The organism is Pseudomonas sp. P1.8, assembly GCF_001269805.1.
In the GTDB taxonomy this organism is placed as follows: domain Bacteria; phylum Pseudomonadota; class Gammaproteobacteria; order Pseudomonadales; family Pseudomonadaceae; genus Aquipseudomonas.
On sequence record NZ_LHVM01000020.1, the window covers coordinates 128,520 to 152,415 of the forward strand.

Below are 23,896 nucleotides of genomic sequence, written 5' to 3' on the forward strand. Positions count from 1 at the left end.
TTGCGAGATCACCATCAATTCAGGGAACCGGACATGGAACTGGTTGTAAAAAGCGTTAACCCGGAAACGTTGAAGACCGCCACCCTGGTGGTTGCCGTCAGCGAAGGCCGCAAGCTCGGTGCCGTGGCCAAACAACTCGATGAATTGAGCGGTGGCGCAATCAGCGCCGTACTCAAGCGCGGCGATCTGGCCGGGAAAGTTGGCCAGAGCCTGATGCTGCACAGCCTGCCGAACCTCAAGGCCGACCGCGTGCTGCTGGTGGGCGTGGGCAAGGACGACGAATTGGGTGACCGCCCATTCCGTAAAATCATCGCCGGCATTCTCAACACCCTCAAAGGCCTGGGTGGCAGCGACGCGGTATTGGCGCTCGACGAAGTCGTGGTCAAGGGCCGCGACAGCTACGGCAAGACCCGTCTGCTGGCTGAAACCCTGGTGGATGGCGAATACACCTTCGATCAGTTCAAAAGCCAGAAAGCCGAACCGCGCGCACTCAAGAAAATCACCCTGCTGACCATCAAGGCTGCTCAGGCTGAAGTGCAACGCGCCGTGACCCACGCCACCGCTATCGCCAATGGCATGGCTTTCACCCGCAACCTGGGTAACCTGCCGCCAAACATCTGCCACCCAACCTTCCTCGGTGAGCAGGCGAAAGACCTGGGCAAGGAATTCAAGGACCTTAAAGTCGAAGTCCTCGACGAGAAGAAGATCAAGGCCCTGGGCATGGGTTCGTTCTATGCCGTCGGCCAGGGCAGCGCCCAACCGCCGCGCCTGATCGTCATGCAATACAACGGTGGCAAGAAATCCGAGAAGCCGTACGCACTGGTCGGCAAAGGCATCACCTTCGACACCGGCGGCATCAGCCTCAAGCCGGGCGCCGGCATGGATGAAATGAAGTACGACATGGGTGGCGCCGCCAGCGTATTCGGCAGCTTGCGTGCCGTGCTTGAGCTGAAGCTGCCGATCAACCTGGTGTGCATCCTGGCTTGCGCCGAGAACATGCCAAGCGGCAACGCTGCGCGCCCTGGCGACATCGTCACCACCATGAGCGGCCAGACCGTGGAAATCCTCAACACCGACGCCGAAGGCCGTCTGGTGCTATGCGACGCCCTGACCTACGCCGAGCGCTTCAAGCCTCAAGCGGTGATCGACATCGCGACCCTGACCGGCGCCTGCATCGTTGCGCTGGGCTCCCACACCTCTGGCCTGCTGGGTAACAACGACGAACTGATCAGCCAACTGCTGAGCGCCGGCAAGACTGCCGACGACCGCGCCTGGCAACTGCCGCTGTTTGATGAGTACCAGGAGCAGCTGGACAGCCCGTTCGCCGACATCGCCAACATCGGCGGCCCGAAAGCCGGCACCATCACCGCTGCCTGCTTCCTGTCGCGCTTCACCAAGAACCTGAACTGGGCGCACCTGGACATCGCCGGCACCGCGTGGATCAGCGGCGGCAAGGACAAGGGCGCCACTGGCCGTCCGGTTCCCCTGCTGACCCAGTACCTGCTGGACCGTGCCAAAGCCTGAAACCAATGACCCTTGGCGGCGTTGCTCTCGGGCAACGCTGCCAAAGGCTCAGGAACCGCAATGACCAAAGTCGACTTTTACATCCTGCCCAGCGCCGATCCCTCGGCACGGCTGGACTTCGCCTGCAAGCTCACCGAAAAAGCCTGGCGCATGGGCCACCGCGTATATCTGCATTGCAGCGACGCCACACAGCGCGATGACCTGGATGCGCGCCTGTGGACCTTCAAGGGTGAAAGCTTCGTGCCCCACGGTCCCGCCGAACATGAACCGGACGGCTTGATCGTGCTGGGTTTTGGCGATGACTGTGGTGAGCATCAGGACTTGCTGATCAATCTCGACCTGAAAGTCCCTGCCTTCGCCCAGCGCTTTGCCCGCGTGGCGGAAGTGGTGGTGGAAGACCCGACGATTCGCCAGGCCGCGCGGGAGAGTTTCCGTTTCTACCGCGAACAGGGCTATCCTCTGCAAGATCACCGTTTACAGCGACTCTGAGCATTCCGATGGACACTCCAAAACCGCTGCAACAATCCTCGCACCTGCTGGACGACCTTGAATCGATCCGTCAGTTGCTCGGAGATGACAACCTGCAACCGCCGTTGCTGACCGAGACGGTCGAGGACGACGATCAGGAACAGATTCCCATGTTGTTCGACACCGTTAGCGCTCCCGCGCCGACCGTCGCACCACCCGCCCCTGCGCCCGCGGCCGAACCGGCACCGGCACCGGCGCCAACTGCCATCAAGAACCCCGACGACTTGCTGCACCTGGACAGCGAACTGCGCGCCGCTGCGCAGCTGATCATGCAGGACGTGATCGACGACTTCGCGCCGCACATCGAAACCGAAATCAAACGGCGCCTGAGTGCACGACTGGAGCGGTTGTTGAGCCAGTACAACGATTGAGCTGAAAGCCGGTCATCGTGAAGCCACGAACCGCTCTGTGCACGAGCCCGGCTTGCCGGCGATGGCGCCCTCAAGGGTGCCATCGCCGGCAAGCCGGGCTCCTACAAAAAGCGGATCCGGTCATGCACTGAGATAACGCCCGATCAGGGCAATTCCGCTAGCCAGCACCAACCAGGTGACCAACCGCACGAACGCTTCGCGTGACAAACGCAGGGTCAGCCGCCGACCGACCCAAAGCCCCAATGCCATGGCCGGCAGCAGACACAGTGCCAGCGCCAACAGTGGCAAATCCGCATAGACCCCGGCTATAGCAAACAGACTCAAACGCACCACCGTGCTGCAGCTGATCAATGCGCTTTGGGTGGCCCGGGCTGATTCCTTTGACAAACGGCTGTTCAGATAAATCGCGTACAAAAATCCACCACTGCCAAACAACGCGCCGAACATCCCGCCTACCGCACCCATTGGCACTGCCCACGCGGCCGATAACTGCGTCGGGCGAACCTTTACCCACAAGCTGTAGATTGCATAGGCGCTGATAAACAGCCCCATCAACAGCAGCAACAGATCGGATTTGAGGTTCAGCAGGAACACAACGCCCAAAGCGCAGCCAACCGCCATGCAGGGCAATAACCGCAGCAACTCCGGTTTCGCCACATCCCGCCGCGAGGGCAGCAGGTTGCCGAACGCTGCGACGAAATCCAGCAACACCAGCAACGGCACAATCTTCGACAGCGGCATGAACAAAATCAAAATCGGCGCCGCCACCAGCGCGGTGCCGAAACCGGCGATGCCGAACACGATGTAAGCCAGGGCGATGCCCCCACCAATCACCAGCCAGTCCATGGCGCCAAACGGCCATTGCCCCAGCAACGTCAATGCGCTCATTGCAGCGTTCCTCTATTTAAGTTCGCTGACTTTAGCCATTGCCGAGGGTTGCGACTAATATCGTCAAAGCCACCTACCAATCTCAAAAAGGCATGCCTTATGCTTTCAATCCGGCAACTGCGTTACTTCGTAGAAATCGCTGAGTGCGGCAGTTTTGGGGCTGCAGCCGAGCGCCTGTTCATCGCCCAGTCGGCGCTGAGTCGACAAATCAAGGACATGGAAGCGCACCTGAAAACCCCGCTCTTTGAACGTACTGCACGCAGGCCCCAGCTCACACCTGCGGGGGAAGCTTTTTTACCACGAGCCAAAAATCTGTTGAGCGAACTGATCAAGGCCAGCGAAATGGCCACCAAGATCGGTAGTGGCCAAACCGGTACCTTACGCCTGAGTCATTCCAGCACGGTGCCCATGAGCGGCCGACTGCTACGCAGTGTCAGCGATTATCTTGAACATCATCCCGGTGTATCCATGGACATCGCCCAGTTGTCTTCCGAAGCGCAGCTGCAAGAATTGGCAGACGGTCGACTGGATGTCGGTCTATTGCGTTTGCCAGTGCTCCGCCAGTGCGAAGGGATACAGATAGAGGTGCTTTACGATGAACCTTTGCTGGTGGCAGTTCCGCCCGATCACTGGTTGGCCGGGGACATACCCGGGCAGCCAATCAACCTGGGACAGTTGCGTGAAGAAGCGTTTATTTCCATCCCTCACCCCCAACGAGGAGGGCTTAGCTACCTGTCTGCGCAGTTGTGCATGCGCCAGGGCTTCTTTCCCAAAGCAGCTCGGGTGATGTCGCGTAAAACCACGCAACTGCAATTAATCCAGGCGGGATTTGGTATCGCCCTTTTGCCGGAATCGATGCAGGACATTGCGTCACCCGACGTCCATTTTCTGCCATTGGCAGACCCCGACAGCCATAGCAGCGTCGCCTTGGCATACCGCAAACACCCAACGACGCTGGTTCAACAGTTCATCGATCATTTGGTGATATAGGGATCGTGCATTCACTTGGAAAATGCCTTTAAACTGCGCCCCATGATTAAAGATCCCTTTGCAAGACTCGGCCTGGACCGCGAAGTCCTGACCGTCAGCCAGCTCAACGGCCGCGCACGGGTGTTGCTCGAAGACGTCTTCAGCAACATCTGGGTCGAAGGCGAAATTTCCAACCTCGCCCGCCCGGCGTCCGGCCACGTGTATTTCACCCTCAAGGACAGCGGCGCCCAGGTGCGTTGTGCACTGTTTCGGCAGAACGCCGCACGCGTGCGTCAGGCCTTGAAGGATGGCCTGGCGGTCAAGGTCCGAGGCAAAGTCTCGTTGTTCGAAGGACGCGGCGATTATCAGTTGATCCTCGACACCGTGGAGCCGGCCGGCGATGGCGCCTTGCGCCTGGCTTTCGATGCGCTCAAGGAAAAACTCAGCGCCGAAGGAATGTTCAGCGCCGAGCGCAAAGTGCCGCTGCCGGCGCATCCACAACGCATCGGCATCATCAGCTCGCCCACCGGCGCGGTGATCCGCGACATCATCAGCGTGTTCCGCCGCCGAGCACCGCAGATTCAGCTGACGCTGATCCCCACCGCCGTACAGGGCCGCGAAGCCACTGCGCAGATTGTCCGTGCGCTCAAGCTGGCGGACGCCCGTGGCTTCGATGCGTTGATCCTGGCCCGTGGCGGTGGCTCGCTGGAAGATCTCTGGTGTTTCAACGAAGAGGCGGTTGCCCGCGCCGTCGACGCCTGCGTGACGCCCATCGTCAGCGCCGTCGGCCATGAAACCGACGTATCGATCAGTGACTTCGTCGCCGACGTTCGCGCTCCGACGCCCTCCGCTGCCGCTGAACTGCTGGCACCGGATTCCAGTGATCTGGTGCGCCGGGTCGAAAGCCTGCACCGCCGCTTGGTGATGCGCATGCGCGATCGCCTGATGCGCGACCGGCTGCGACTGGAAGGCATCTCCCGTCGTCTACGTCATCCCGGCGAGCGTCTGCGCCAGCAAGCGCAACGCCTGGATGACCTGGACATGCGCATGCGCCGCGCGTTCGAGCGCAGCCTCAATACCCGTCGCGAGCGGTTGATCCGCCTGGAGACTCGTCTGGCCGGGCAACACCCCGGCCGGCAACTGGCGATGCTGCGCCAACGCCTCGACAGCCTCGCCGAACGCCTGCCCCGCGCCATCCGCGAAGGGCTGAAGAACCGGCGCCTGCAGTTGCACAGCCAGATGCAGACGCTGCATGTGGTCAGCCCACTGGCAACCCTCGGCCGTGGCTATAGCATTCTGCTGGATGAACGCGGCAAGGCGATCCGCAGCGCCGGGCAAACCCAAACCGGTCAGCGCCTGACAGCCAAACTGGGCGAAGGCGAACTGCGAGTCCGGGTCGAAGACAATCACCTGACGCCTGTCACCCTTTCTCTACTGGACTGATCCATGCCACGTTTTTTTGCTCCACTGCTGTTGCTGTGCCTGACCCTCGACGCCCATGCCGACAGTTACATCACCCGCCTGCTGAACAAACCGGTGCCGGGCGGTGTGGCCGTGGTCGACCTGGGCGCTTCGGCACAGGCGCCGAAAGCCAGCTATCAGGGCAAACCCGTATTGGTGGTCAAGGAACAGAACAACTGGCTGGCCATTGTCGGCGTGCCGCTGACGGTGAAACCGGGTGCCCAGTCCATTAGCAGTGGCGGTCGCAATCTGGGTTTCACCGTTGGCAACAAGAAGTACCCGGAGCAGCGCATCACGCTGAAGAACACGCAACAGGTCAATCCGGACCCGGAGAACCTCAAGCGAATCGAGCGTGAACTCGCCGAGCAAATCACCGCTTACCGTACGTTCAGCCCGAACACGCCGAGCAATCTTCTGCTGGATAAACCGGTCAACGGGCCGCTGTCGAGCAAGTTCGGTGTGCGCCGCTTCTTCAACGGTGAAGAGCGTAATCCTCACTCAGGCCTGGATTTCGCAGTGGGCGCCGGGACACCCATCAAGACGCCGGCCGCAGGCAAGGTGATTCTCATCGGCAATTACTTCTTCAACGGCAACACGGTGTTCGTCGACCACGGCCAGGGCTTCATCAGCATGTTCTGCCATATGTCGAAGATCGATGTGAAAGTCGGCCAGCAACTGGCTCGCGGCGGCGTGGTCGGCAAGGTCGGAGCGACTGGGCGGGCGACCGGGCCGCATATGCATTGGAATATCAGCTTGAATGATGCGCGGGTGGATCCGGCGATTTTTATTGGGGCATTCCAGCCTTAAGGAAGATCAAAAGATCGCAGCCTGCGCCAGCTCCTACAGGGATGGATGCATACCCTGCAGGAGCTGCGATCTTTTAGGGCCCTACTCAGCGTCCAGATCCTCAATCCCGTGAACCTCCCGGTCCGCCAGGCAGTGCCTGACCCATTCCTGGGTCTCCTGCGAGAAACCGCTCAACTCCTGCGCCGTGATCAACTCCCGCGCACACAGCCCAAGCAGATGCGAACGCGCTTCATGGCGTGAAAACCGAAAGACGCCAAACGCCCAATACAGCTCCTTCTGCCCGGCCTTCAACAGCTCTTCGCTGGTTTCGATCCGCTCGTAGGGCGCAATGCTCCTGTCCAGCACGATCTTTTCGACGTCGGTCATGATGCGGATGCACATCCGCTCATGGGCTACCGGTCGCAACTCGCAATATCGTTTCCAATCGGACTCGTTCATCAGCGACTCCTGCTTGCCACTCAGGCTTTAAGAATAGTCCCGGTATCAGTCCGCAGCGCCAAACCCTTCGATTGCGCATCGCTCGAAGCATGCGCAAACAAGTCAAATATTTATGCAAAAAACAGCAATAAAATCTCGGTAAATACACAACCAAGAGGATTCCTCTCAATTTTTTTCGACTGCTTGCCATCCTTCCCCCCCAAGGTTAGGGTTGAAGGCATGAAAACCTCGCACACCCTCATTCAGCTTCGCCAGCACCGCAGCCTGTGCCTCGTCAGCGCACGACTGCCGGGCTGAATCGTGGTGCCTCGTCCCAAGCAGTACTCCAAGAACTTTTGATCCACCGGCAGGCCGCCTTTTTTCGGCCCACACAATAAGGATTTCCAGATGAGCATGCTCAAAGACCCGTCTTCGAAATACCGCGCGTTCCCGACCATCGACATTCCGGACCGCACCTGGCCATCGAAAACCATCACTGCCGCGCCAATCTGGTGCAGTTCCGACCTGCGCGACGGCAACCAGTCGCTGATCGAACCGATGGACGCCGTCAAGAAGCTGCGCTTCTGGAAAACCCTGGTGCAGGTCGGCGTGAAGGAAATCGAAGCGTCGTTCCCGGCCGCATCGCAAACCGACTTCGACTTCGTTCGCACCCTGATCGAAGGCAACCACATCCCGGACGACACCACCATCCAGGTGCTGACCCAGGGCCGTGAAGACCTGATCGAGCGCACCTTTGAATCCTTGCGTGGCGCGAAGAAAGCCATCGTTCACCTCTACAACGCGACCTCTCCTTCGTTCCGCCGCATTGTCTTCAACCAGGACAAGGACGGGATCAAGGAAATCGCCGTCAGCGCGGCCAAGCTGTTCGTCAAGTACGCGGCCATGCAGCCGGACACCCAGTGGACTTTCGAATACTCGCCGGAAACCTTCAGCGCCACCGAACTGGAGTTCGCCAAGGAAGTCTGCGACGCGGTGATCGAAGTCTGGAACCCGACGCCCGAGCACAAGATGATCCTCAATCTGCCGGCCACCGTCGAATGCGCGACCCCGAACATCTATGCCGACCAGATCGAATGGTTCGGCCGTCACATCAACCGTCGTGACAGCGTGATCATCAGCCTGCACACCCACAACGACCGTGGTACTGGCGTTGCGGCCACCGAATTGGGCCTGATGGCCGGTGCCGACCGTGTCGAAGGCTGCCTGTTCGGCAACGGCGAGCGTACCGGTAACGTCGACCTCGTGACCGTGGCCCTGAACATGTACACCCAGGGCCTGGACCCTCAGTTGGACTTCTCCGACATCGACGGCGTGCGCAAAGTCGTCGAAGAGTGCAACCAGATTCAGGTACACCCGCGTCACCCGTATGTCGGCGACCTGGTGCACACCGCTTTCTCCGGCTCGCACCAGGATGCAATCCGCAAGGGCTTTGCCCAGCAGAAATCCGATGCATTGTGGGAAGTGCCGTACCTGCCGATCGACCCGGCCGACATCGGCCGCAGCTACGAGGCGGTCATCCGAGTCAACAGCCAGTCAGGCAAGGGGGGTATCGCCTACCTGCTGGAACAGGAATACGGCATCAGCTTGCCGCGTCGCATGCAGATCGAGTTCAGCCAGGTCGTGCAGCGTGAAACCGATCGCCTGGGCCTGGAGATGACCGCCAAGCAGATCCACTCGCTGTTGATCAGCGAGTACCTGCAAGCCAACACCCCGTACGCCCTGGTCAGCCATCGCCTGCAGGAAGAAAACGGCAACAGCGCCGTCGAAGTGGAAGTGGCCAGCAAAGGTCAGGGCGAAACCAACCTGCACTGGCGCGGCAAGGGCAACGGCGCCCTGGAAGCACTGGTGGCCGGTTTGCCGATCCCGGTCGAAATCATGGATTACAACGAACACGCCATCGGCGCAGGCACCAATGCCAAGGCAGCGGCCTACATTGAACTGCGTGTGAACGGTGAACGTGCGGTGCACGGCGTGGGGATCGATGAAAACATCACCACGGCCAGCTTCAAGGCGCTGTTCAGCGCGCTGAACCGTTCGCTGAGCCAGCCGGAAGCGAAAGCGGCGTAAGCCATCGCGAAAATGCAAAAGGCCCCAGGGTGCGAACCCTGGGGCCTTTTTTCATTCTGCTGTAGGAGCCGGCTTGCTGGCGATGCTGAGTTCTCGATGCATCTGTCAGGACGTAATCGCTGGCAAGCCAGCTCCTACAGAGTTATCAGGTGAACTCGAAGGTATCGGCATCCAGATTCGCCGGAAACCGCGTGCGATACGCCGCCAGTTGCGCCGCTTCCAGCGTCACCTTGAACACTCCATCCGCCTCCCCTGCACTGAGCAACGTCTCACCCTGGAAGTCCAGCACCTGACTGTCACCGGTATAGGCAAAACCTTTGCCATCGGTGCCGATGCGATTCACCGCCGCCACATAGCAGAGGTTCTCGATCGCTCGCGCCGGTAGCAAACGGTTCCAGTGCTGGCGACGCGCGCCCGGCCAATTGGCGGTGTACAGCAACAGGTCGGTGTCCTGGGCATCGCGACTCCACACAGGGAAACGCAAGTCGTAGCAAATCAACGGCCGTACCCGCCAGCCTTTCAGCTCGAACTGCACCTGACGTTCACCCGGCGTGAAATGGTTGTGCTCACCGGCCATGCGGAACAGATGGCGCTTGTCGTAGTGCAGCACCTCGCCATCGGGCCGAGCCCACAACAGACGATTGCGATGACTGCCATCAGCGGCCTGGACGATGACACTCCCGGTAATCACCGCATCCAGCTTCGCCGCCTGAGCACGCAACCATTTACTGGTCGGTCCGTGTTCCGACTCCGCGAGGGTTTCGGACTCCATGGAGAAGCCGGTGGTGAACATCTCCGGCAGGATGATCAGGTCTGCATCGCGGGCCTGTTCCAGCAGCGGTTCGAAATGTTCCAGATTCGCCTGTCGGTCATGCCAGGCCAGGGATGTCTGGATCAGCGCCACGTTCAGATCGGGCAATGCACTCAGATCACGCATAGTTTCTCCGCTGCTTCACGCAGGGTCTCCTCACGCTTGGCGAAGCACAGGCGCACCAAACGCTGGCCGACCGGCGGCGACTGGTAGAACACCGAAATCGGGATGCTTGCCACGCCGTGTTCGCGGGTCATCCATAGCGCCATCTCGACGTCATTGAGGTCCGGGCGGATCTGCGAGTAGTCGACCAACTGGAAGTAAGTGCCCGTGACTCGCGTAAAACTGAAGCGCGATGGTGCCAGCAAGTCGCAGAACAGATCGCGCTTGGCCTGATAGAAATCCGGTAACTCTTCCACATGTTCAGGGTGCGAGGCCATGAAATCGGCCAGCGCGAATTGCAACGGCGTTACACCGCAGAAGCTCACGTATTGGTGAACCTTGCGCAGCTCTGCCGTAAGCGCCGGCGGTGCGATCACGTAGCCGGTTTTCCAGCCCGTAACGTGATAGGTCTTGCCGAACGAGCTGACCACAAAGGCACGCTGATACAGCTCTTCATGATTCAGCACGCTGACATGAGGTACGCCGTCGTACACCAGGTGTTCGTAGACTTCGTCGCTGATCACATAGATATCGCGGTCACGGATCAAATCCGCCAACTGATCCAGCTCGGCACGGCTGATCAGCGCGCCACTCGGGTTGTGCGGGGTATTAAGGATGATCATCCGCGTACGCGGGCTCAACGCATCGGCGAGCCTCTGGAAGTCGATGCTGAAGTCATTCACACCCAGCTGCACATGCACGCAACGACCGCCAGCCAGTTCCACCGAAGGCTCGTAACTGTCGTAGGCCGGGTCAAACACGATGACTTCGTCACCGCTGTGGATAACCGCCTGAATGGCGCAGAAGATCGCCTGGGTCGCGCCGGGGGTGACCGTCACTTCATGGTCTGCATCGACATTCACGCCATAGCTGCGCGAAATCTTCGCCGCAATCTGCAGACGCAGGAGCGGCAGGCCCGTCATTGGAGAATACTGGTTGTGGCCATTGGCGATGTGCCGCCCGACCGCATCGCACAGGGCTTGCGGGGCATCGAAATCGGGAAACCCCTGGGACAAATTGAGCGCGCCGGTCTGAGCCGCGAGCTGAGACATCTGCGTGAAGATAGTGATGCCGACATTCGGCAGCTTACTGGTGATCATCGGTGATTCCCTGCTCTACACCCGGCTCTACGGCGGCACGGGAGAGCCCGAGGATAGCCCATCCGGCGCCCATAAAAAAAGGGCACTCTGGTGAGTACCCTTTTTACTGCCGCCCCCTGTAGGAGCCGGCTTGCTGGCGATCCTATCACTGCGGTACTTCAGATGAACCGCGATGGTGCCATCGCCAGCAAGCCGGCTCCTACACAAGCGTCAACGCTTGTCGCGGCGCTTCTTGTCGGCTTTCTTGTGGTGCGACATCAAACGACGCTTCTTGTTGACCTGACGGTCGGTGAGCGAGTTCTTGTTGCCTTCGTACGGGTTCTCGCCGCCCTTGAACTCGATGCGGATCGGTGTGCCGACCAGCTTCAGTACACGGCGGTAAGTGTTCTCCAGATAGCGTACGTACGACTTCGGCACTTTCTCGATCTGGTTACCGTGGATCACGATGATCGGCGGGTTCGCACCACCCAGGTGGGCGTAGCGCAGCTTGATCCGGCGGTTGTTGACCATCGGCGGCGCGTGCTCGCCTACCGCATCTTCCAGAATCTGGGTCAGGCGGTTGGTTGGCCAGCGAGTAACGGCGGACTTGAACGAGTTCTGTACGGAGGCGTAGAGGTTGCCCACGCCGGTGCCGTGCAGCGCCGAGATGAAGTGGATATCGGCGTAGTCAACGAAGAACAGTCGACGTTGCAACTCGACCTTCACGAAGTCGCGCTCGCTCGGCGTCATGCCGTCCCACTTGTTGATCGCGATAACCAGCGCGCGACCCGACTCAATGGCAAAGCCCAACAGGTTGAGGTCGTGATCCACCACGCCTTCGCGGGCGTCCATCACAAAGATCACCACGTTGGCGTCTTTGATCGCCTGCAAGGTTTTGACCACGGAGAATTTTTCGACTTCTTCGTGGATCTTGCCGCGCTTGCGCACACCGGCGGTGTCGATCAGTGTGTACTTCTCGTCGTTACGCTCAAACGGGATGTAGATACTGTCGCGGGTGGTGCCGGGCTGGTCATACACGATGACCCGGTCTTCACCGAGCATGCGGTTGACCAGGGTCGACTTGCCGACGTTCGGACGGCCGATGATGGCGATCTTGATCCCGTCTTTTTCGCTCGGGCCAGGAATGCGCTTGGCTTCCTCACCTTCGGCAACGATCTCTTCCTCGCCGTCTTCCGGCTCTTCTTCGTCTTTCGGGAAATCGCTGAGGGCGATTTCCAGCATCTGGGTGATGCCACGACCATGGGCACCGGCGATCGGGATCGCGTGGCCCATGCCCAACGGAGCGAATTCGGCGCGGGCCATTTCCGGGTCGATGTTGTCGACCTTGTTGGCAACCACGTAGGAACGTTTGTTACGTTTGCGCAAGTGCTCGGCGATCATCTGGTCGGCGGCGGTGAAACCGGCCTTGGCATCTACCAGGAACAGAACAACATCCGCTTCTTCGATGGCCAGCAGCGACTGCTCGGCCATCTTTTCGTCCATACCATGTTCGTCACCGGAGATACCACCGGTGTCGACCAGAATGTAGGAACGCCCTTGCCACTTGGCCTCACCGTATTGGCGATCACGGGTCAGACCGGACAAGTCGCCAACGATGGCATCACGAGTCCTGGTCAGGCGGTTGAACAAGGTGGACTTGCCGACGTTCGGTCGGCCCACCAGGGCGATTACGGGAACCATGCGGCTCTCCACTTCGTTATTTCAGAAAATACAAAAGCCGCTGCTAGGCAGCGGCTGGTGCTCGGGGCAACACTGTGTGCTTTCCTGCGGGAGCGAGCCTGCTCGCGAAAAACGCCGGGGCACCGCGTTTATTCAGGACGTAAACGTATTCGTTAACGTCCATCGCGAGCAGGCTCGCTCCCACATTCATACCCACAAGTGAAGCAGCCTGGGGCGGTTAACCCCAAGCATAGTTCTTACTTGATGGTCAGGGCTTCCAGTTTGCCGCTGTTGCCATACACATAAATCGTGTCACCCACCACCAGCGGACGGGCACGCAGGCCGTCGCTGTCGATGCGTTCGCGGCCGACAAAACGGCCGTCCACTTGACTCAGCAAGTGCAGGTAACCTTCCAGGTCACCGACTGCAACATAGCTGGAGAACACTTCCGGAGCCGACAGTTGACGGCGGGCCAGCGAATCGTTGCTCCACAGGGCTGTGGTGGAACGCTCGTCGACGCCTTCAACGGTGCCCGACGACAGGCTCACGTAGACAGTGCCAAATCCTTGGGCGACACCGGCGTAGCTGGACGCATCACGCTGCCAGAGCTGGCGGCCGCTTTGCAGATCCAGAGCGGCAACGCGCCCCTGATAGCTGGCGACATACAGCGTCTCGCCCGACAGCAGCAAGCCGCCGTCGATATCGACCACACGCTCCAGCTCCGAACGACCTTGCGGGATCGCTACACGCTGTTCCCACACCGGCACACCGTTGGAGATATCCACCGCAACCACTTTACCGGTCGACAGGCCAGCCACCGCGAGGCGGTTGGTCACGATCGGCGCACTGGTGCCACGCAGGGTCAGTACCGCAGGCGTGCTGTCATAGATCCAGCGACGGTTACCGGTAGCGGCGTCCAGGCCGATCAGGCGATCGTCCTGAGTCTGAACCACCACAACGTCACCGTTGTTGGCCGGCGGCGCAAGGACTTCGCTGGACACGCGAGCGCGCCATTTCTCTTCGCCGTTGATGGCGTCGAGGGCAACGATTTCACCCTTGATCGTACCGATCGTCAGCAGACCGTAAGCGACGCCAACGGCGCCGGAGACAGGCAGCTCGAGATCCTTCTTCCATTTCACGTCGCCGTTGCTGCGGTCCATGGCCATGACCACACCGGTAACGTCGGCGGCATAGATGGTATCGCCATCGATCGCCGGGACCAGCATGTTATACGACTCGCCCTGACCGTCACCGATCGAACGACTCCACTGCTTTTGCAGAACCACTTCTTCCTTGAAGTCGACCAGTTCGGCCGGTGGCAGTTCTTTTTTGCTGTTGCTGCTGCAACCCGCGGCCAATAGGGCCAGAGCCAGCAATGCTGCATGTTTCCAACGAATCACGTCACGCATCCCCTTTGGCCAGGTCGTCCAGCTTGATTTGCAGGCCACCGACCGCCGCTTCGTCCGACAGTGCCGCCTTGGCTTTTTGATACGCCGCGTTCGCTTCCTCGGTACGACCCAACTGCACCAGCAGGTCGCCCTTGAGTTCTTCGCGAGTGGCCAGGAACGCCTTGTCGGCATCGCCTTCCAGCAGTTTCAATGCCTCGTCGGCCTTGTTCTGCGCACCCAGCACCTGAGCCAGACGCTGACGGGCGATTTCGCCCAGTGCCGGGTTGGCCGGTTTGGCGACAATGGCTTTCAGTTCGGTGGACGCGTCATCCAGCTTGCCGCTGTCGACCGCAACCTTGGCCACGAACAGGCTGCCGTATTGCGCATAAGCGCTGCCGGCAAACTCAGTGTTGAGCTTGCCTGCCAGGTCCGCCACGCGGGCAGCATCAGGCTTGCCGTCGGGCGTCAGCGTGGTTTCCAGCAATTGCTGATAGAGGATCGAGGCGCCTTGCGACTGATTGCTCTGATACTTGTGGAACGCCTGCCAGCCGAACACGATGACCAGCGCCAACAGGCCGCCAGTAACCAGGGGCTTGCCGTTGCGCGACCACCAATCCTTCAAATCCGCCAAATTTTCGTCTTCGGTACTCGACACCCCAATACTCCTTAATCGCTAATTCGGCTGTTTAAGACAGCTTCAACCCTGCACGACGCAGGTGGCCAGGTGAGCGGCAAGCGCATCCCAGGCAATGCTTTGTTGTTCGCCCTGGCCACGCAGGGGTTTGAAACCTACCACTTGCTGGGCCATTTCGTCGTCACCGAGGATCAGTGCATACAACGCACCGCTCTTGTCGGCTTTCTTGAACTGGCTTTTGAAACTGCCGGCGCCGGCGTTCACTTGCAGACGCAGGTTGGGTAATTGATCACGCACACGTTCGGCCAGGGCCAGACCGGCCAACTCCGCTTCTTCCCCGAAGGCACAGAGATAGACATCGACCTGACGGGAGATCTCTTGCGGGATCTGCTCCAGGGTTTCCAGCAACAGCACCAGCCGCTCGATGCCCATGGCGAAACCCACGCCGGCAGTAGGCTTGCCGCCCATCTGCTCGACCAGGCCGTCGTAACGACCACCAGCACACACGGTGCCCTGGGCACCCAGTTTGTCGGTGACCCATTCGAAAACGGTCTTGCTGTAGTAATCCAGACCGCGCACCAGCTTCGGGTTGATCACATAAGGAATACCGGCAGCATCCAGGCGAGCCTTCAGGCCCTCGAAGTGCAGACGGGACTCTTCATCGAGGTAGTCAGCCATTTTAGGTGCGTCGACCAGGATCGCCTGTGTGTCGGCGTTCTTGGTGTCCAGGACCCGCAACGGATTGGTCTTGAGGCGGCGCTGGCTGTCTTCGTCCAGCTTGTCCAGGTGACCGGACAGGAACTCGACCAGCGCTTCGCGGTAACGACCACGGGATTCACTGGTGCCCAGGCTGTTCAGCTCGAGCTTGACCGCGTCACGAATACCCAGCTCGCCCCACAGGCGCCAGGTCAGCACGATCAGCTCGGCGTCGATGTCCGGACCGTCGAGGTTGAACACTTCGACACCGATCTGGTGGAACTGGCGATAACGACCTTTCTGCGGACGCTCGTGGCGGAACATCGGGCCGATGTACCACAACTTCTGTACCTGACCACCACCGGTGATGCCATGCTCAAGCACTGCTCGCACACAAGCCGCTGTGCCTTCCGGGCGCAGGGTCAGGGAATCACCGTTACGGTCGTCGAAGGTATACATCTCTTTTTCGACGATGTCCGTCACTTCACCGATCGAGCGCTTGAACAGCTCGGTGAACTCGACGATCGGCATGCGGATCTGCTTGTAACCATAGTTATCGAGCAGACGCGAAACGGTGCCTTCGAAATGACGCCACAGGGGAGTCTGCTCGGGCAGGATGTCGTTCATGCCACGAATGGCTTGCAATGACTTGCTCACTTTAAATCCTTAAATTCGTTCGGCTCTTCAGTCAGGTTCAGCCGCGCGCAATAACGGCAGCGTCAGCCTCGACCTTTTCGGCCGCTTTCTGGCGGATCAAGCGTTCAAGCTCATCCACCAGATTGTCATTCGTCAATTTCTGCGACGGCTTGCCGTCGATGTAAATCAGGTTCGGTGTGCCGCCGGTCAAGCCGATATGGGCTTCCTTGGCTTCACCCGGCCCGTTGACCACGCAACCGATGACCGCAACATCCAGCGGGACCAAAAGGTCTTCGAGGCGCCCTTCCAGCTCGTTCATGGTCTTGACCACATCGAAGTTCTGCCGCGAGCAACTCGGGCAGGCGATGAAGTTGATGCCACGGGAACGCAGGTGCAGGGACTTGAGAATGTCGTAGCCGACTTTCACTTCCTCGACCGGGTCGGCCGCCAACGAGATGCGGATAGTATCGCCAATCCCCTCGGCGAGCAGCATACCGAGGCCCACCGCAGATTTCACTGTACCTGAACGCAAACCACCGGCTTCGGTGATGCCAAGGTGCAGCGGCTGGACAATTTCTTTTGCCAGCAAGCGGTACGCTTCGACGGCCATGAACACGTCAGAGGCTTTAACGCTCACCTTGAAGTCCTGGAAGTTCAGGCGCTCCAGGTGTTCGACGTGACGCAGGGCCGATTCGACCAGTGCCGCCGGGGTCGGCTCGCCATATTTCTTTTGCAGGTCTTTTTCCAGGGAGCCGGCGTTAACGCCGATGCGGATAGGGATCCCGCGATCGCGGGCGGCATCGACCACCGCTCGCACACGGTCTTCGCGACCGATGTTGCCCGGGTTGATCCGCAGGCAGTCCACGCCCAGCTCGGCTACGCGCAAGGCGATGCGGTAGTCGAAGTGAATGTCGGCAACCAGCGGCACCTTGACCAGTTGCTTGATCTTGCCGAAGGCTTCAGCGGCGTCCATGTCCGGTACGGAAATCCGCACGATATCGACACCGGCCGCTTCCAGACGATTGATCTGGGCGACAGTGGCCGCGACATCGTTGGTGTCGCTGTTGGTCATGCTCTGCACAGCGATAGGCGCATCGCCGCCAACAGGCACGTTACCGACCCAGATCTTGCGCGATTCGCGACGTTTGATTGGAGATTCGCCGTGCATGACTTATTGACCCAACTTCAGGCGAGCAGTCTCGCCACTGGTGAACGGAGCAACATCAACCGCCTTGCCGTTGTAACTGACCTGTGCGCCACGGGCATAACCCAGACGCACAGCAAACGGCGGTTTGCCGCTGACGGAAACGTTTTCGCCTTTACGCTTGAGACCACTGAACAGCACTTTACCGCTGCCGTCGGCCACCTGCGTCCAGCAATCGGTGGTGTACTGAATTTGAACCTGACCCTGACCGGCAACCGGAGCAGTCGCAACAGGAGCGGGGGCGCTCGGCGCAACAGGAGCCGTCACAACAGGGGCCGGTACCGCAGGAACTGCCGGGGCTGGAGTTGCCGCAGCAACTGGTACTGGCGCAGTGCTATGCGCAGGTGCAACAGGTGCTGGAGCCGTAGGCGCAACGGGTGCGACTGCCGGGGTTTCAACCGGGGCTTCGTCCAAGGTCTCGGCCTGTGGCAGGGCCAGGGCTGTCTCGCCTTCCGCCTGACCTTGCGCGACAGCCTGGTCTTCCGGCTCGTCCAGCGGATGAATCTGTGTCGTACCGTCGGCACCTTCGACTTCAACGTGCTCGGGAGTCAGACCGATCAGGTCCTTGGTACGCATCGAGGTCTGATCCTGCCACCAGACGAAACCGCCACCGATGACCGCGACCAGCAACAGCAGGCTGACGATTCGCAAAATGGTGTGGGAAACCCGCACAGGCTCTTCAATACGACCCAGGCTGTGAACATTGCTGCCCTGGGAGTCGGTGCCGGTGGATTGATCGAATTGCTGGACCAGAACGGCCTGATCCATGCCGAGCAATTTGGCATAAGCGCGAATATAGCCACGCGCGAAGGTATGCCCAGGCAGCTTGTCGAAAGCGCCGGCTTCCAGATTGCTCAGGGAAGTAGTGGTGAGGTTGAGCTTGAGGGCCACTTCGGCCAGCGACCAGCCATTGCTCTCGCGGGCCTGGCGCAAAGTCTCACCGGGGTTTACGCGATTCGCTGCTACAACTTCGGGATGCGCCGCTTTCATCATTGCTCCGACAGGTATTGCTGATATTCCGGGGTACCGGGATAGAGTCTTTTTAGTTGCAGGCCTTGACTGGCGGCCTTGTCGCGATCTTCAAACACTTTTGCCAGCCGAATGCCGAGCAATAGACTACGTGCATTTTGCTCGGTGAGCTGGCTAAAACGGTCGTAATAATCACGCGCGGGCACATAATGCCTGTCTTCGTAAGACAACTCAGCCATTTCCAGCAATGCACGTGGTTGTTGCCGATTCAAACGCAGGGCTTTTTCCAGCTGTTGCTGGGCCAATTCACGCTGCCCCAGCATCGCCGCCGTCATGCCCAGATTCTCAAATACCCGCGAACGCTCAGGATACAGGGTATCGGCAGCGGCTTGTTCAAAGCGCTCGTAGGCTTCCTTGTAACGCTTTTGCTCGTACAGAAAACTGCCGTAGTTGTTGAGGATTCGCGCATCGGAGGGACGGGAAGACAGCGCCTTGCGAAAATGCTGGTCGGCAAGTGCAGGTTCCATCTCGGCCTGAAACACCAGCCCCAGCGCCGCGTTGGCGTCCGGGTCTGCATCGTCCAGATCCAGCGCCTTCTTCAAGGGTACTTTTGCACGCTCGGTCATGCCCTGTTGCAAGTAACCGATGCCCAACTGCACATAGGCCTCACGCGCTTCATCACGGCCCTTGCTGGTCTTCATCGGGTTGTAATCGCCCGAAAGCACGCAGCCAGCACACAGGCTGGCCAACAGCAAAAGCAGCGCAAAGCGCAGGGACATAGAGATCCTCTCTTGATTACTTGTTCGCGGCGTCTTGGGCCATATCGTTTTCGGCGTTCAATTCACGCACGGCGATATAACGTTCGCTGCGACGGGTGCGATCCAGCACCTGCCCTACCAGTTGACCACATGCCGCGTCGATGTCTTCACCACGGGTGGTGCGGACAGTGACGTTGAAACCTGCATGGTGTAGCTGATCCTGAAAACGACGAATCGCATTATTGCTCGGACGCTCGTAACCGGAATGCGGGAACGGGTTGAACGGGATCAGGTTGATCTTGCACGGGATGTTCTTGAGCAGCTCGATCATTTCCACCGCGTGCTCGACCTTGTCATTGATATCTTTGAGCAAGGTGTACTCAATGGTCAGCACGCGCTTCTCGCCGAGATTCGACATGTAGCGCTGGCACGACTCGAGCAGCATCTTAAGCGGATACTTCTTGTTGATCGGCACCAATTGGTTACGCAATGCGTCATTCGGTGCGTGCAGGGACAACGCCAGGGAGACGTCGATGTGCTTGGAGAGCTCATCGATCATCGGCACCACGCCGGAAGTCGACAGGGTCACACGGCGCTTGGAAATGCCGTAGCCCAGGTCGTCCATCATCAAATGCATGGCCGCGACGACGTTGTCGAAGTTCAGCAGCGGCTCACCCATGCCCATCATCACCACATTGGTGATGGCACGGTCGACGGTTGCCGGGACGCTGCCAAAGGATTTGTTGGCAATCCACACCTGGCCGATGACTTCGGCGGCGGTGAGGTTGCTGTTGAAGCCTTGCTTGCCGGTGGAGCAGAAACTGCAATCCAGGGCACAGCCTGCCTGGGACGAAACGCACAAGGTGCCGCGCTTGCCCTGGGGAATGTACACGGTCTCGACGCAGCTGCCGGACGCCACGCGCACCACCCATTTGCGGGTGCCGTCGCTGGAGATGTCCTCGCTGACCACTTCCGGACCACGGACCTCAGCAACAGCCTTGAGCTTTTCGCGCAAGACCTTGCTGACGTTCGTCATGGCGTCGAAATCATCGACACCAAAGTGGTGAATCCATTTCATTACCTGACCGGCACGGAAACGCTTCTCCCCGATTGAGTCGAAGAATTTTTCCATTTCCAGCTGAGTCAGACCCAGCAGGTTAGTTTTTACAGTCGATGTAGTCATGGATTCACCTTCACTCTTAAGCCAATGCTTAGCGAGTGGTTACTTCAGTAGCTGCGAAGAAGTACGAGATTTCGCGAGCGGCAGCGGCTTCGGAGTCCGAACCGTGTACAGCGTTGGCGTCGATGGAGTCAGCGAAGTCAGCACGGATGGTGCCGGCAGCAGCTTCTTTAGGGTTGGTAGCGCCCATCAGCTCACGGTTCAGAGCGATAGCGTTTTCGCCTTCCAGAACCTGAACGACAACCGGACCGGAGATCATGAAAGCAACCAGGTCGCCGAAGAAACCACGAGCGCTGTGCTCAGCGTAGAAGCCTTCAGCTTCAGCTTTGGACAGTTGCTTCAGCTTCGAAGCTACAACGCGCAGGCCAGCTTTTTCGAAACGAGTGGTGATCTCGCCGATAACGTTTTTTGCAACAGCGTCAGGCTTGATGATGGAGAAAGTACGTTGAACAGCCATGGTGTAACTCCAGAAACGGTAATTTACGAAAAATTAAACCCGCGAATTATACGCGGGTTCTCGGGTATTGCCTAACTGAGTGACGGGCGCGACGTCTGTAGGAGCTGCCGGAGGCTGCGATCCTTTGATCCCGATCCTGCGCTTGAAATTCAAGTGGATGGAAAAGATCGCAGCCTCGCTTCGCGAGTCAGCTCCTACTCGCGTTCTTCGATCCAGTGGGCCTGAATGGCCTCCAGGATCTTTTCGCCACAATGCTCAGGCAAGTCGTCGAACTCGGGCAGTTCCATCACCCATTTGCGCAGATCGACGAAGTTGACCGACATAGGGTCCACATCGGGCTTGCTATCAGCCAGCTGGATCGCGATTTCCAGCACATCAGTCCACTTGAGTTTCATGACAATTCCTTGAATCAGTGCGGTGCTTCGGCTGCGTGGTTGAGCGAGTACTTTGGAATCTCGACGGTCAGGTCTTCGGTACCGACCTTGGCCTGGCAGCCCAGACGGGACTCACGCTCAAGACCCCAAGCCTTATCAAGGTAGTCCTCTTCCAGCTCGTCAGCCTCTTCCAGCGAGTCGAAACCCTCGCGAATGATGCAGTGGCAAGTGGTGCAGGCACAGACGCCGCCACAGGCACTTTCCATCTCGATGTGGTGCTCGTGGGCCAGCTCGAGGATGGAAATACCCGTCTCAGCCTCCACGACCATGCCCTCAGGGCAAAATTTTTCGTGTGGCAGAAAAATGACCTGCGGCATCAGATATCCTCGATTTCATTCAGGTTGCGCCCCGACAGAGCGGCTTTCACCGTCAAATCCATACGGCGGGCAGCAAAAGCATCGGTCACTTGCGACAGACGCTTGGCCTGCTGCTCGATGGCGTAACCATCGGTACCTTTCATCAGTTCGGTCAGTTCCTGCACCTGCATGTCGATGACCAGTCGCTCTTCGGCGTCGAGCAAGCGCTCGCCGTCGACCTCCAGAGCCGCCTGCACCGCTTCGATCAAGCGCTGGGCGTCGACCTGCTGCTCACGCAATACACGAGCAACCTTGTCGTCATTGGCGTGCTGGAACGAATCCTTGAGCATTTTGGCGATTTCGCCGTCGGTCAGACCATAGGACGGTTTGACTTGAATGCTTGCCTCAACGCCCGAACCGAGTTCGCGGGCGGAAACACTGAGCAGACCATCGGCATCGACCTGGAACGTCACGCGAATCTTCGCCGCGCCCGCCACCATCGCCGGAATGCCGCGCAGCTCGAAGCGCGCCAGCGAGCGGCAGTCGCTGATCAGCTCGCGCTCGCCCTGCAACACATGGATCGCCATGGCCGACTGGCCGTCTTTATAAGTAGTGAAGTCCTGGGCGCGGGCGACGGGGATGGTGGTGTTGCGCGGAATCACCTTCTCCATCAGGCCGCCCATGGTTTCCAGGCCCAGAGACAACGGAATCACGTCGAGCAGCAGCAGTTCATCGCCGTCGCGCTTGTTGCCGGCCAGGGTATCGGCCTGGATCGCGGCACCGATGGCCACTACTTGATCCGGGTCGATTTCAGTCAGCGGCTGACGACCGAAGGCTTCTGCCACGGCTTCGCGAACACGCGGCACGCGGGTCGAACCGCCCACCATGACGACCGCATGCACGTCTTCCAGCTCGACGCCGGAATCGCGAACAGCGCGACGGCAGGCTTTCAGGCTGCGCGCGACCATCGGCTCGATCAACGCACCGAAGGCTTCGCGGGTCAGCTCGGCTTTCCAGTCGCCGTGGGCCACTTCGACCGACGGGGCATTGGTCAGCGCTTCCTTGGCCGCACAGGCGGTTTGCAGCAGTTGACGCTGCGCACCCGGATCGAGATCGGCGGACAGACCCGCGCTCTCGATGATCCAGCCAGCAATGGCGTGGTCGAAGTCATCGCCGCCCAGGGCACTGTCGCCGCCGGTAGCCAAAACCTCGAAGACACCGCCGGTCAGGCGCAGAATCGAAATATCGAAAGTACCGCCACCCAGGTCGTAAATCGCGACCAGGCCTTCCGCGTGTTGATCCAGACCATAAGCCACAGCGGCTGCGGTCGGCTCATTGAGCAAACGCAGCACGTTCAGACCGGCCAGCTTGGCCGCATCCTTGGTGGCTTGACGCTGAGCGTCGTCGAAATAGGCCGGAACCGTGATCACTGCGCCGACCAATTCGCCACCCAAGGTTGCTTCAGCGCGCTGGCGCAGGACCTTGAGGATATCGGCGGAGACTTCGACCGGGCTTTTCGGGCCCTGGATCGTCTCGATGAACGGCATGTGCGACTCGCCACCGACAAAGCGGTACGGCAACTGATCACCCAGCTGCTTGACGTCGGACAGACCACGACCCATCAAGCGCTTGACCGACAGCACGGTGTTCAAGGGATCGGTAGCGGCTGCCAGTTTGGCGGATTCGCCAACTTCGACGCGATCAGCGTGATAGCGCACGGCAGACGGCAGGATGACCCGCCCTTCTGCGTCGGCAAGCGGCTCGGAAAGACCACTGCGCAATGCAGCGACCAGCGAATTGGTAGTGCCCAAGTCGATCCCCACAGCCAGGCGACGCTGGTGCGGTTGAGGACTTTGGCCGGGTTCGGCGATCTGCAGTAGGGCCATCGTTATCAGGACTTATCTGTATATCAGGCGTGCGACCGGAGCGGCACTGGGTTAATCGTCGAGGCGCTCTTCTAACTGGCGCACTTCGTAGGTGAGCTTGTCGAGGAACTGCATGCGTCGCATCAGGCGTTCGGCCTTTTCGCGTTGCACGGCATCGTTCCAGCAAGCTGCGAAGCTTTGGTTCAGTTCATCCTGGGCAGCCTTCAGGCGACGCTTGAAGACAGCAACGCCCTTGAGGTCGGCGCTGTCCTGCAGGTCTTCGAGCTCTTCACGCAACTCCATCTGTTGCAGAAGAAACTCCGGATCATGCACCGTGACCTCCAGCGGCAGCTCGCCACCATTCAAGGCGAGCAGGTAACGCGCACGCTTGGGTGGGTTCTTGAGCGTCTGGTAGGCCTCGTTGAGGCTCGCGGATTGCTCTAGCGCCAGCCTCTGCTCACGCTCGGAAGCGTCGGCAAAGCGGTCCGGATGAACACTGCGCGCCAACTCACGGTAGCGCGTAGCCAGCTGATCGAGGTCCAGATCGAAACTCGGTTGCAGCTCAAATAAAGCGAAATGACAAGGAGTACCCAC

General features: G+C 59.5%; 24 protein-coding genes. 7 read left to right on the forward strand and 17 right to left on the reverse strand.

Translation table 11 applies throughout. The features are described 5' to 3' along the window. Positions 1 to 33: 33 nt before the first annotated feature. From AD668_RS22345 to AD668_RS22355, 3 genes are read left to right on the forward strand one after another with little or no spacing between them, the layout of a single operon-like run. On the forward strand, positions 34 to 1,524 hold the full coding sequence (locus AD668_RS22345; protein WP_053162298.1) for a leucyl aminopeptidase: 1,491 nt from the start codon (positions 34 to 36) through the stop codon (positions 1,522 to 1,524). A gap of 60 nt (positions 1,525 to 1,584) precedes the next feature. After that, on the forward strand, positions 1,585 to 2,013 hold the full coding sequence (locus AD668_RS22350; RefSeq protein WP_053162300.1) for a DNA polymerase III subunit chi: 429 nt from the start codon (positions 1,585 to 1,587) through the stop codon (positions 2,011 to 2,013). Between the two features lie 8 nt (positions 2,014 to 2,021). Further along, positions 2,022 to 2,423: a hypothetical protein gene (locus tag AD668_RS22355; RefSeq protein ID WP_053162302.1), complete on the forward strand. Its 402-nt coding sequence runs from the start codon at positions 2,022 to 2,024 to the stop codon at positions 2,421 to 2,423. Between the two features lie 120 nt (positions 2,424 to 2,543). Here AD668_RS22355 and AD668_RS22360 read toward each other — a convergent pair whose 3' ends face one another. After that, positions 2,544 to 3,311 carry a sulfite exporter TauE/SafE family protein gene (locus AD668_RS22360; protein WP_053162304.1) on the reverse strand — a complete coding sequence of 256 codons (768 nt, stop codon included), beginning with the start codon at positions 3,309 to 3,311 and terminating at the stop codon, positions 2,544 to 2,546. A 99-nt stretch (positions 3,312 to 3,410) separates the two neighbouring features. Between AD668_RS22360 and AD668_RS22365 the strand changes: the two genes are divergently transcribed. Genes AD668_RS22365 through AD668_RS22375 form a run of 3 tightly spaced genes read left to right on the forward strand, consistent with a single transcriptional unit; the run spans position 3,411 to position 6,548 of the window. After that, the gene (locus AD668_RS22365; protein WP_053162305.1) at positions 3,411 to 4,301 is read left to right on the forward strand and encodes a LysR family transcriptional regulator; all 891 of its coding nucleotides are present in this window, start codon (positions 3,411 to 3,413) and stop codon (positions 4,299 to 4,301) included. 42 nt (positions 4,302 to 4,343) lie between these two features. Beyond that, a complete protein-coding gene (gene xseA / locus AD668_RS22370; protein ID WP_053162306.1) occupies positions 4,344 to 5,723 on the forward strand; it encodes an exodeoxyribonuclease VII large subunit in 1,380 nt (459 codons plus the stop codon). A gap of 3 nt (positions 5,724 to 5,726) precedes the next feature. Next, positions 5,727 to 6,548 carry a M23 family metallopeptidase gene (locus AD668_RS22375; protein WP_053162308.1) on the forward strand — a complete coding sequence of 274 codons (822 nt, stop codon included), beginning with the start codon at positions 5,727 to 5,729 and terminating at the stop codon, positions 6,546 to 6,548. A gap of 81 nt (positions 6,549 to 6,629) precedes the next feature. On the opposite strand, the gene AD668_RS22380 is transcribed toward AD668_RS22375, so the two are convergent. Next, complete coding sequence (locus tag AD668_RS22380; protein ID WP_053162310.1) at positions 6,630 to 6,986, reverse strand: hypothetical protein; 357 nt, start codon at positions 6,984 to 6,986, stop codon at positions 6,630 to 6,632. A 387-nt stretch (positions 6,987 to 7,373) separates the two neighbouring features. On the opposite strand from AD668_RS22380, the gene leuA reads away from it, so the two are divergent. Continuing rightward, positions 7,374 to 9,053 carry a 2-isopropylmalate synthase gene (gene leuA / locus AD668_RS22385; protein WP_053162311.1) on the forward strand — a complete coding sequence of 560 codons (1,680 nt, stop codon included), beginning with the start codon at positions 7,374 to 7,376 and terminating at the stop codon, positions 9,051 to 9,053. Between the two features lie 145 nt (positions 9,054 to 9,198). On the opposite strand, the gene AD668_RS22390 is transcribed toward leuA, so the two are convergent. The 15 genes from AD668_RS22390 to hscB all read right to left on the reverse strand — a co-directional run bounded on the left by AD668_RS22390 (position 9,199) and on the right by hscB (position 23,896). Beyond that, positions 9,199 to 9,990, reverse strand: a complete 792-nt coding sequence (locus AD668_RS22390; RefSeq protein ID WP_053162313.1) for an amidohydrolase — start codon at positions 9,988 to 9,990, stop codon at positions 9,199 to 9,201. Then, positions 9,978 to 11,126, reverse strand: coding sequence for a pyridoxal phosphate-dependent aminotransferase (locus AD668_RS22395; protein WP_053162315.1), 1,149 nt, complete (start codon positions 11,124 to 11,126; stop codon positions 9,978 to 9,980). Before AD668_RS22395 ends, AD668_RS22390 begins: the two co-directional genes overlap by 13 nt. A 210-nt stretch (positions 11,127 to 11,336) precedes the next feature. Then, a complete protein-coding gene (der, locus tag AD668_RS22400) occupies positions 11,337 to 12,806 on the reverse strand; it encodes a ribosome biogenesis GTPase Der (protein ID WP_017340309.1) in 1,470 nt (489 codons plus the stop codon). Positions 12,807 to 13,042: 236 nt separating this feature from the next. Beyond that, a complete protein-coding gene (bamB, locus tag AD668_RS22405) occupies positions 13,043 to 14,194 on the reverse strand; it encodes an outer membrane protein assembly factor BamB (RefSeq protein ID WP_053162317.1) in 1,152 nt (383 codons plus the stop codon). After that, the gene (locus AD668_RS22410) at positions 14,187 to 14,828 is read right to left on the reverse strand and encodes a tetratricopeptide repeat protein (protein WP_053162318.1); all 642 of its coding nucleotides are present in this window, start codon (positions 14,826 to 14,828) and stop codon (positions 14,187 to 14,189) included. Before AD668_RS22410 ends, bamB begins: the two co-directional genes overlap by 8 nt. A 42-nt stretch (positions 14,829 to 14,870) precedes the next feature. Further along, positions 14,871 to 16,160 (reverse strand): histidine--tRNA ligase, encoded by a 1,290-nt coding sequence (gene hisS, locus AD668_RS22415; RefSeq protein ID WP_053162320.1) that lies wholly within the window; start codon positions 16,158 to 16,160, stop codon positions 14,871 to 14,873. A gap of 37 nt (positions 16,161 to 16,197) precedes the next feature. Next, a complete protein-coding gene (ispG, locus tag AD668_RS22420; protein WP_007944259.1) occupies positions 16,198 to 17,307 on the reverse strand; it encodes a flavodoxin-dependent (E)-4-hydroxy-3-methylbut-2-enyl-diphosphate synthase in 1,110 nt (369 codons plus the stop codon). A 3-nt stretch (positions 17,308 to 17,310) separates the two neighbouring features. Further along, positions 17,311 to 18,333, reverse strand: coding sequence for a RodZ domain-containing protein (locus AD668_RS22425; protein WP_053162322.1), 1,023 nt, complete (start codon positions 18,331 to 18,333; stop codon positions 17,311 to 17,313). After that, on the reverse strand, positions 18,333 to 19,091 hold the full coding sequence (pilW, locus tag AD668_RS22430) for a type IV pilus biogenesis/stability protein PilW (protein ID WP_053162323.1): 759 nt from the start codon (positions 19,089 to 19,091) through the stop codon (positions 18,333 to 18,335). Before pilW ends, AD668_RS22425 begins: the two co-directional genes overlap by 1 nt. A gap of 16 nt (positions 19,092 to 19,107) precedes the next feature. After that, positions 19,108 to 20,253 (reverse strand): 23S rRNA (adenine(2503)-C(2))-methyltransferase RlmN, encoded by a 1,146-nt coding sequence (gene rlmN / locus AD668_RS22435; RefSeq protein WP_053162325.1) that lies wholly within the window; start codon positions 20,251 to 20,253, stop codon positions 19,108 to 19,110. A 28-nt stretch (positions 20,254 to 20,281) separates the two neighbouring features. Next, a complete protein-coding gene (gene ndk / locus AD668_RS22440; protein WP_007916882.1) occupies positions 20,282 to 20,707 on the reverse strand; it encodes a nucleoside-diphosphate kinase in 426 nt (141 codons plus the stop codon). Between the two features lie 194 nt (positions 20,708 to 20,901). Then, positions 20,902 to 21,102, reverse strand: coding sequence for a Fe-S cluster assembly protein IscX (gene iscX / locus AD668_RS22445; RefSeq protein ID WP_053162327.1), 201 nt, complete (start codon positions 21,100 to 21,102; stop codon positions 20,902 to 20,904). Positions 21,103 to 21,116: 14 nt separating this feature from the next. Continuing rightward, positions 21,117 to 21,458, reverse strand: a complete 342-nt coding sequence (fdx, locus tag AD668_RS22450) for an ISC system 2Fe-2S type ferredoxin (protein WP_007998670.1) — start codon at positions 21,456 to 21,458, stop codon at positions 21,117 to 21,119. After that, positions 21,458 to 23,323 carry a Fe-S protein assembly chaperone HscA gene (hscA, locus tag AD668_RS22455; RefSeq protein WP_053162329.1) on the reverse strand — a complete coding sequence of 622 codons (1,866 nt, stop codon included), beginning with the start codon at positions 23,321 to 23,323 and terminating at the stop codon, positions 21,458 to 21,460. The genes fdx and hscA overlap by 1 nt, the downstream gene beginning before the upstream one ends. Before the next feature lie 51 nt (positions 23,324 to 23,374). Continuing rightward, positions 23,375 to 23,896 (reverse strand): co-chaperone HscB, encoded by a 522-nt coding sequence (gene hscB / locus AD668_RS22460; RefSeq protein WP_053162331.1) that lies wholly within the window; start codon positions 23,894 to 23,896, stop codon positions 23,375 to 23,377.

Bases quoted from the DNA above. Each gene is read 5' to 3' on its own strand.
- bamB (WP_053162317.1), bottom strand. From the start codon at position 14,194: ATGCGTGACGTGATTCGTTGGAAACATGCAGCATTGCTGGCTCTGGCC.
- AD668_RS22375 (WP_053162308.1), top strand. From the start codon at position 5,727: ATGCCACGTTTTTTTGCTCCACTGCTGTTGCTGTGCCTGACCCTCGAC.
- leuA (WP_053162311.1), top strand. From the start codon at position 7,374: ATGAGCATGCTCAAAGACCCGTCTTCGAAATACCGCGCGTTCCCGACC.
- fdx (WP_007998670.1), bottom strand. From the start codon at position 21,458: ATGCCGCAGGTCATTTTTCTGCCACACGAAAAATTTTGCCCTGAGGGC.
- AD668_RS22425 (WP_053162322.1), bottom strand. From the start codon at position 18,333: ATGAAAGCGGCGCATCCCGAAGTTGTAGCAGCGAATCGCGTAAACCCC.
- ispG (WP_007944259.1), bottom strand. From the start codon at position 17,307: ATGCACGGCGAATCTCCAATCAAACGTCGCGAATCGCGCAAGATCTGG.
- AD668_RS22365 (WP_053162305.1), top strand. From the start codon at position 3,411: ATGCTTTCAATCCGGCAACTGCGTTACTTCGTAGAAATCGCTGAGTGC.
- AD668_RS22395 (WP_053162315.1), bottom strand. From the start codon at position 11,126: ATGATCACCAGTAAGCTGCCGAATGTCGGCATCACTATCTTCACGCAG.
- iscX (WP_053162327.1), bottom strand. From the start codon at position 21,102: ATGAAACTCAAGTGGACTGATGTGCTGGAAATCGCGATCCAGCTGGCT.
- AD668_RS22350 (WP_053162300.1), top strand. From the start codon at position 1,585: ATGACCAAAGTCGACTTTTACATCCTGCCCAGCGCCGATCCCTCGGCA.
- AD668_RS22390 (WP_053162313.1), bottom strand. From the start codon at position 9,990: ATGCGTGATCTGAGTGCATTGCCCGATCTGAACGTGGCGCTGATCCAG.
- hscA (WP_053162329.1), bottom strand. From the start codon at position 23,323: ATGGCCCTACTGCAGATCGCCGAACCCGGCCAAAGTCCTCAACCGCAC.
- AD668_RS22345 (WP_053162298.1), top strand. From the start codon at position 34: ATGGAACTGGTTGTAAAAAGCGTTAACCCGGAAACGTTGAAGACCGCC.
- pilW (WP_053162323.1), bottom strand. From the start codon at position 19,091: ATGTCCCTGCGCTTTGCGCTGCTTTTGCTGTTGGCCAGCCTGTGTGCT.
- xseA (WP_053162306.1), top strand. From the start codon at position 4,344: ATGATTAAAGATCCCTTTGCAAGACTCGGCCTGGACCGCGAAGTCCTG.
- AD668_RS22360 (WP_053162304.1), bottom strand. From the start codon at position 3,311: ATGAGCGCATTGACGTTGCTGGGGCAATGGCCGTTTGGCGCCATGGAC.
- AD668_RS22380 (WP_053162310.1), bottom strand. From the start codon at position 6,986: ATGAACGAGTCCGATTGGAAACGATATTGCGAGTTGCGACCGGTAGCC.
- der (WP_017340309.1), bottom strand. From the start codon at position 12,806: ATGGTTCCCGTAATCGCCCTGGTGGGCCGACCGAACGTCGGCAAGTCC.
- AD668_RS22355 (WP_053162302.1), top strand. From the start codon at position 2,022: ATGGACACTCCAAAACCGCTGCAACAATCCTCGCACCTGCTGGACGAC.
- ndk (WP_007916882.1), bottom strand. From the start codon at position 20,707: ATGGCTGTTCAACGTACTTTCTCCATCATCAAGCCTGACGCTGTTGCA.
- rlmN (WP_053162325.1), bottom strand. From the start codon at position 20,253: ATGACTACATCGACTGTAAAAACTAACCTGCTGGGTCTGACTCAGCTG.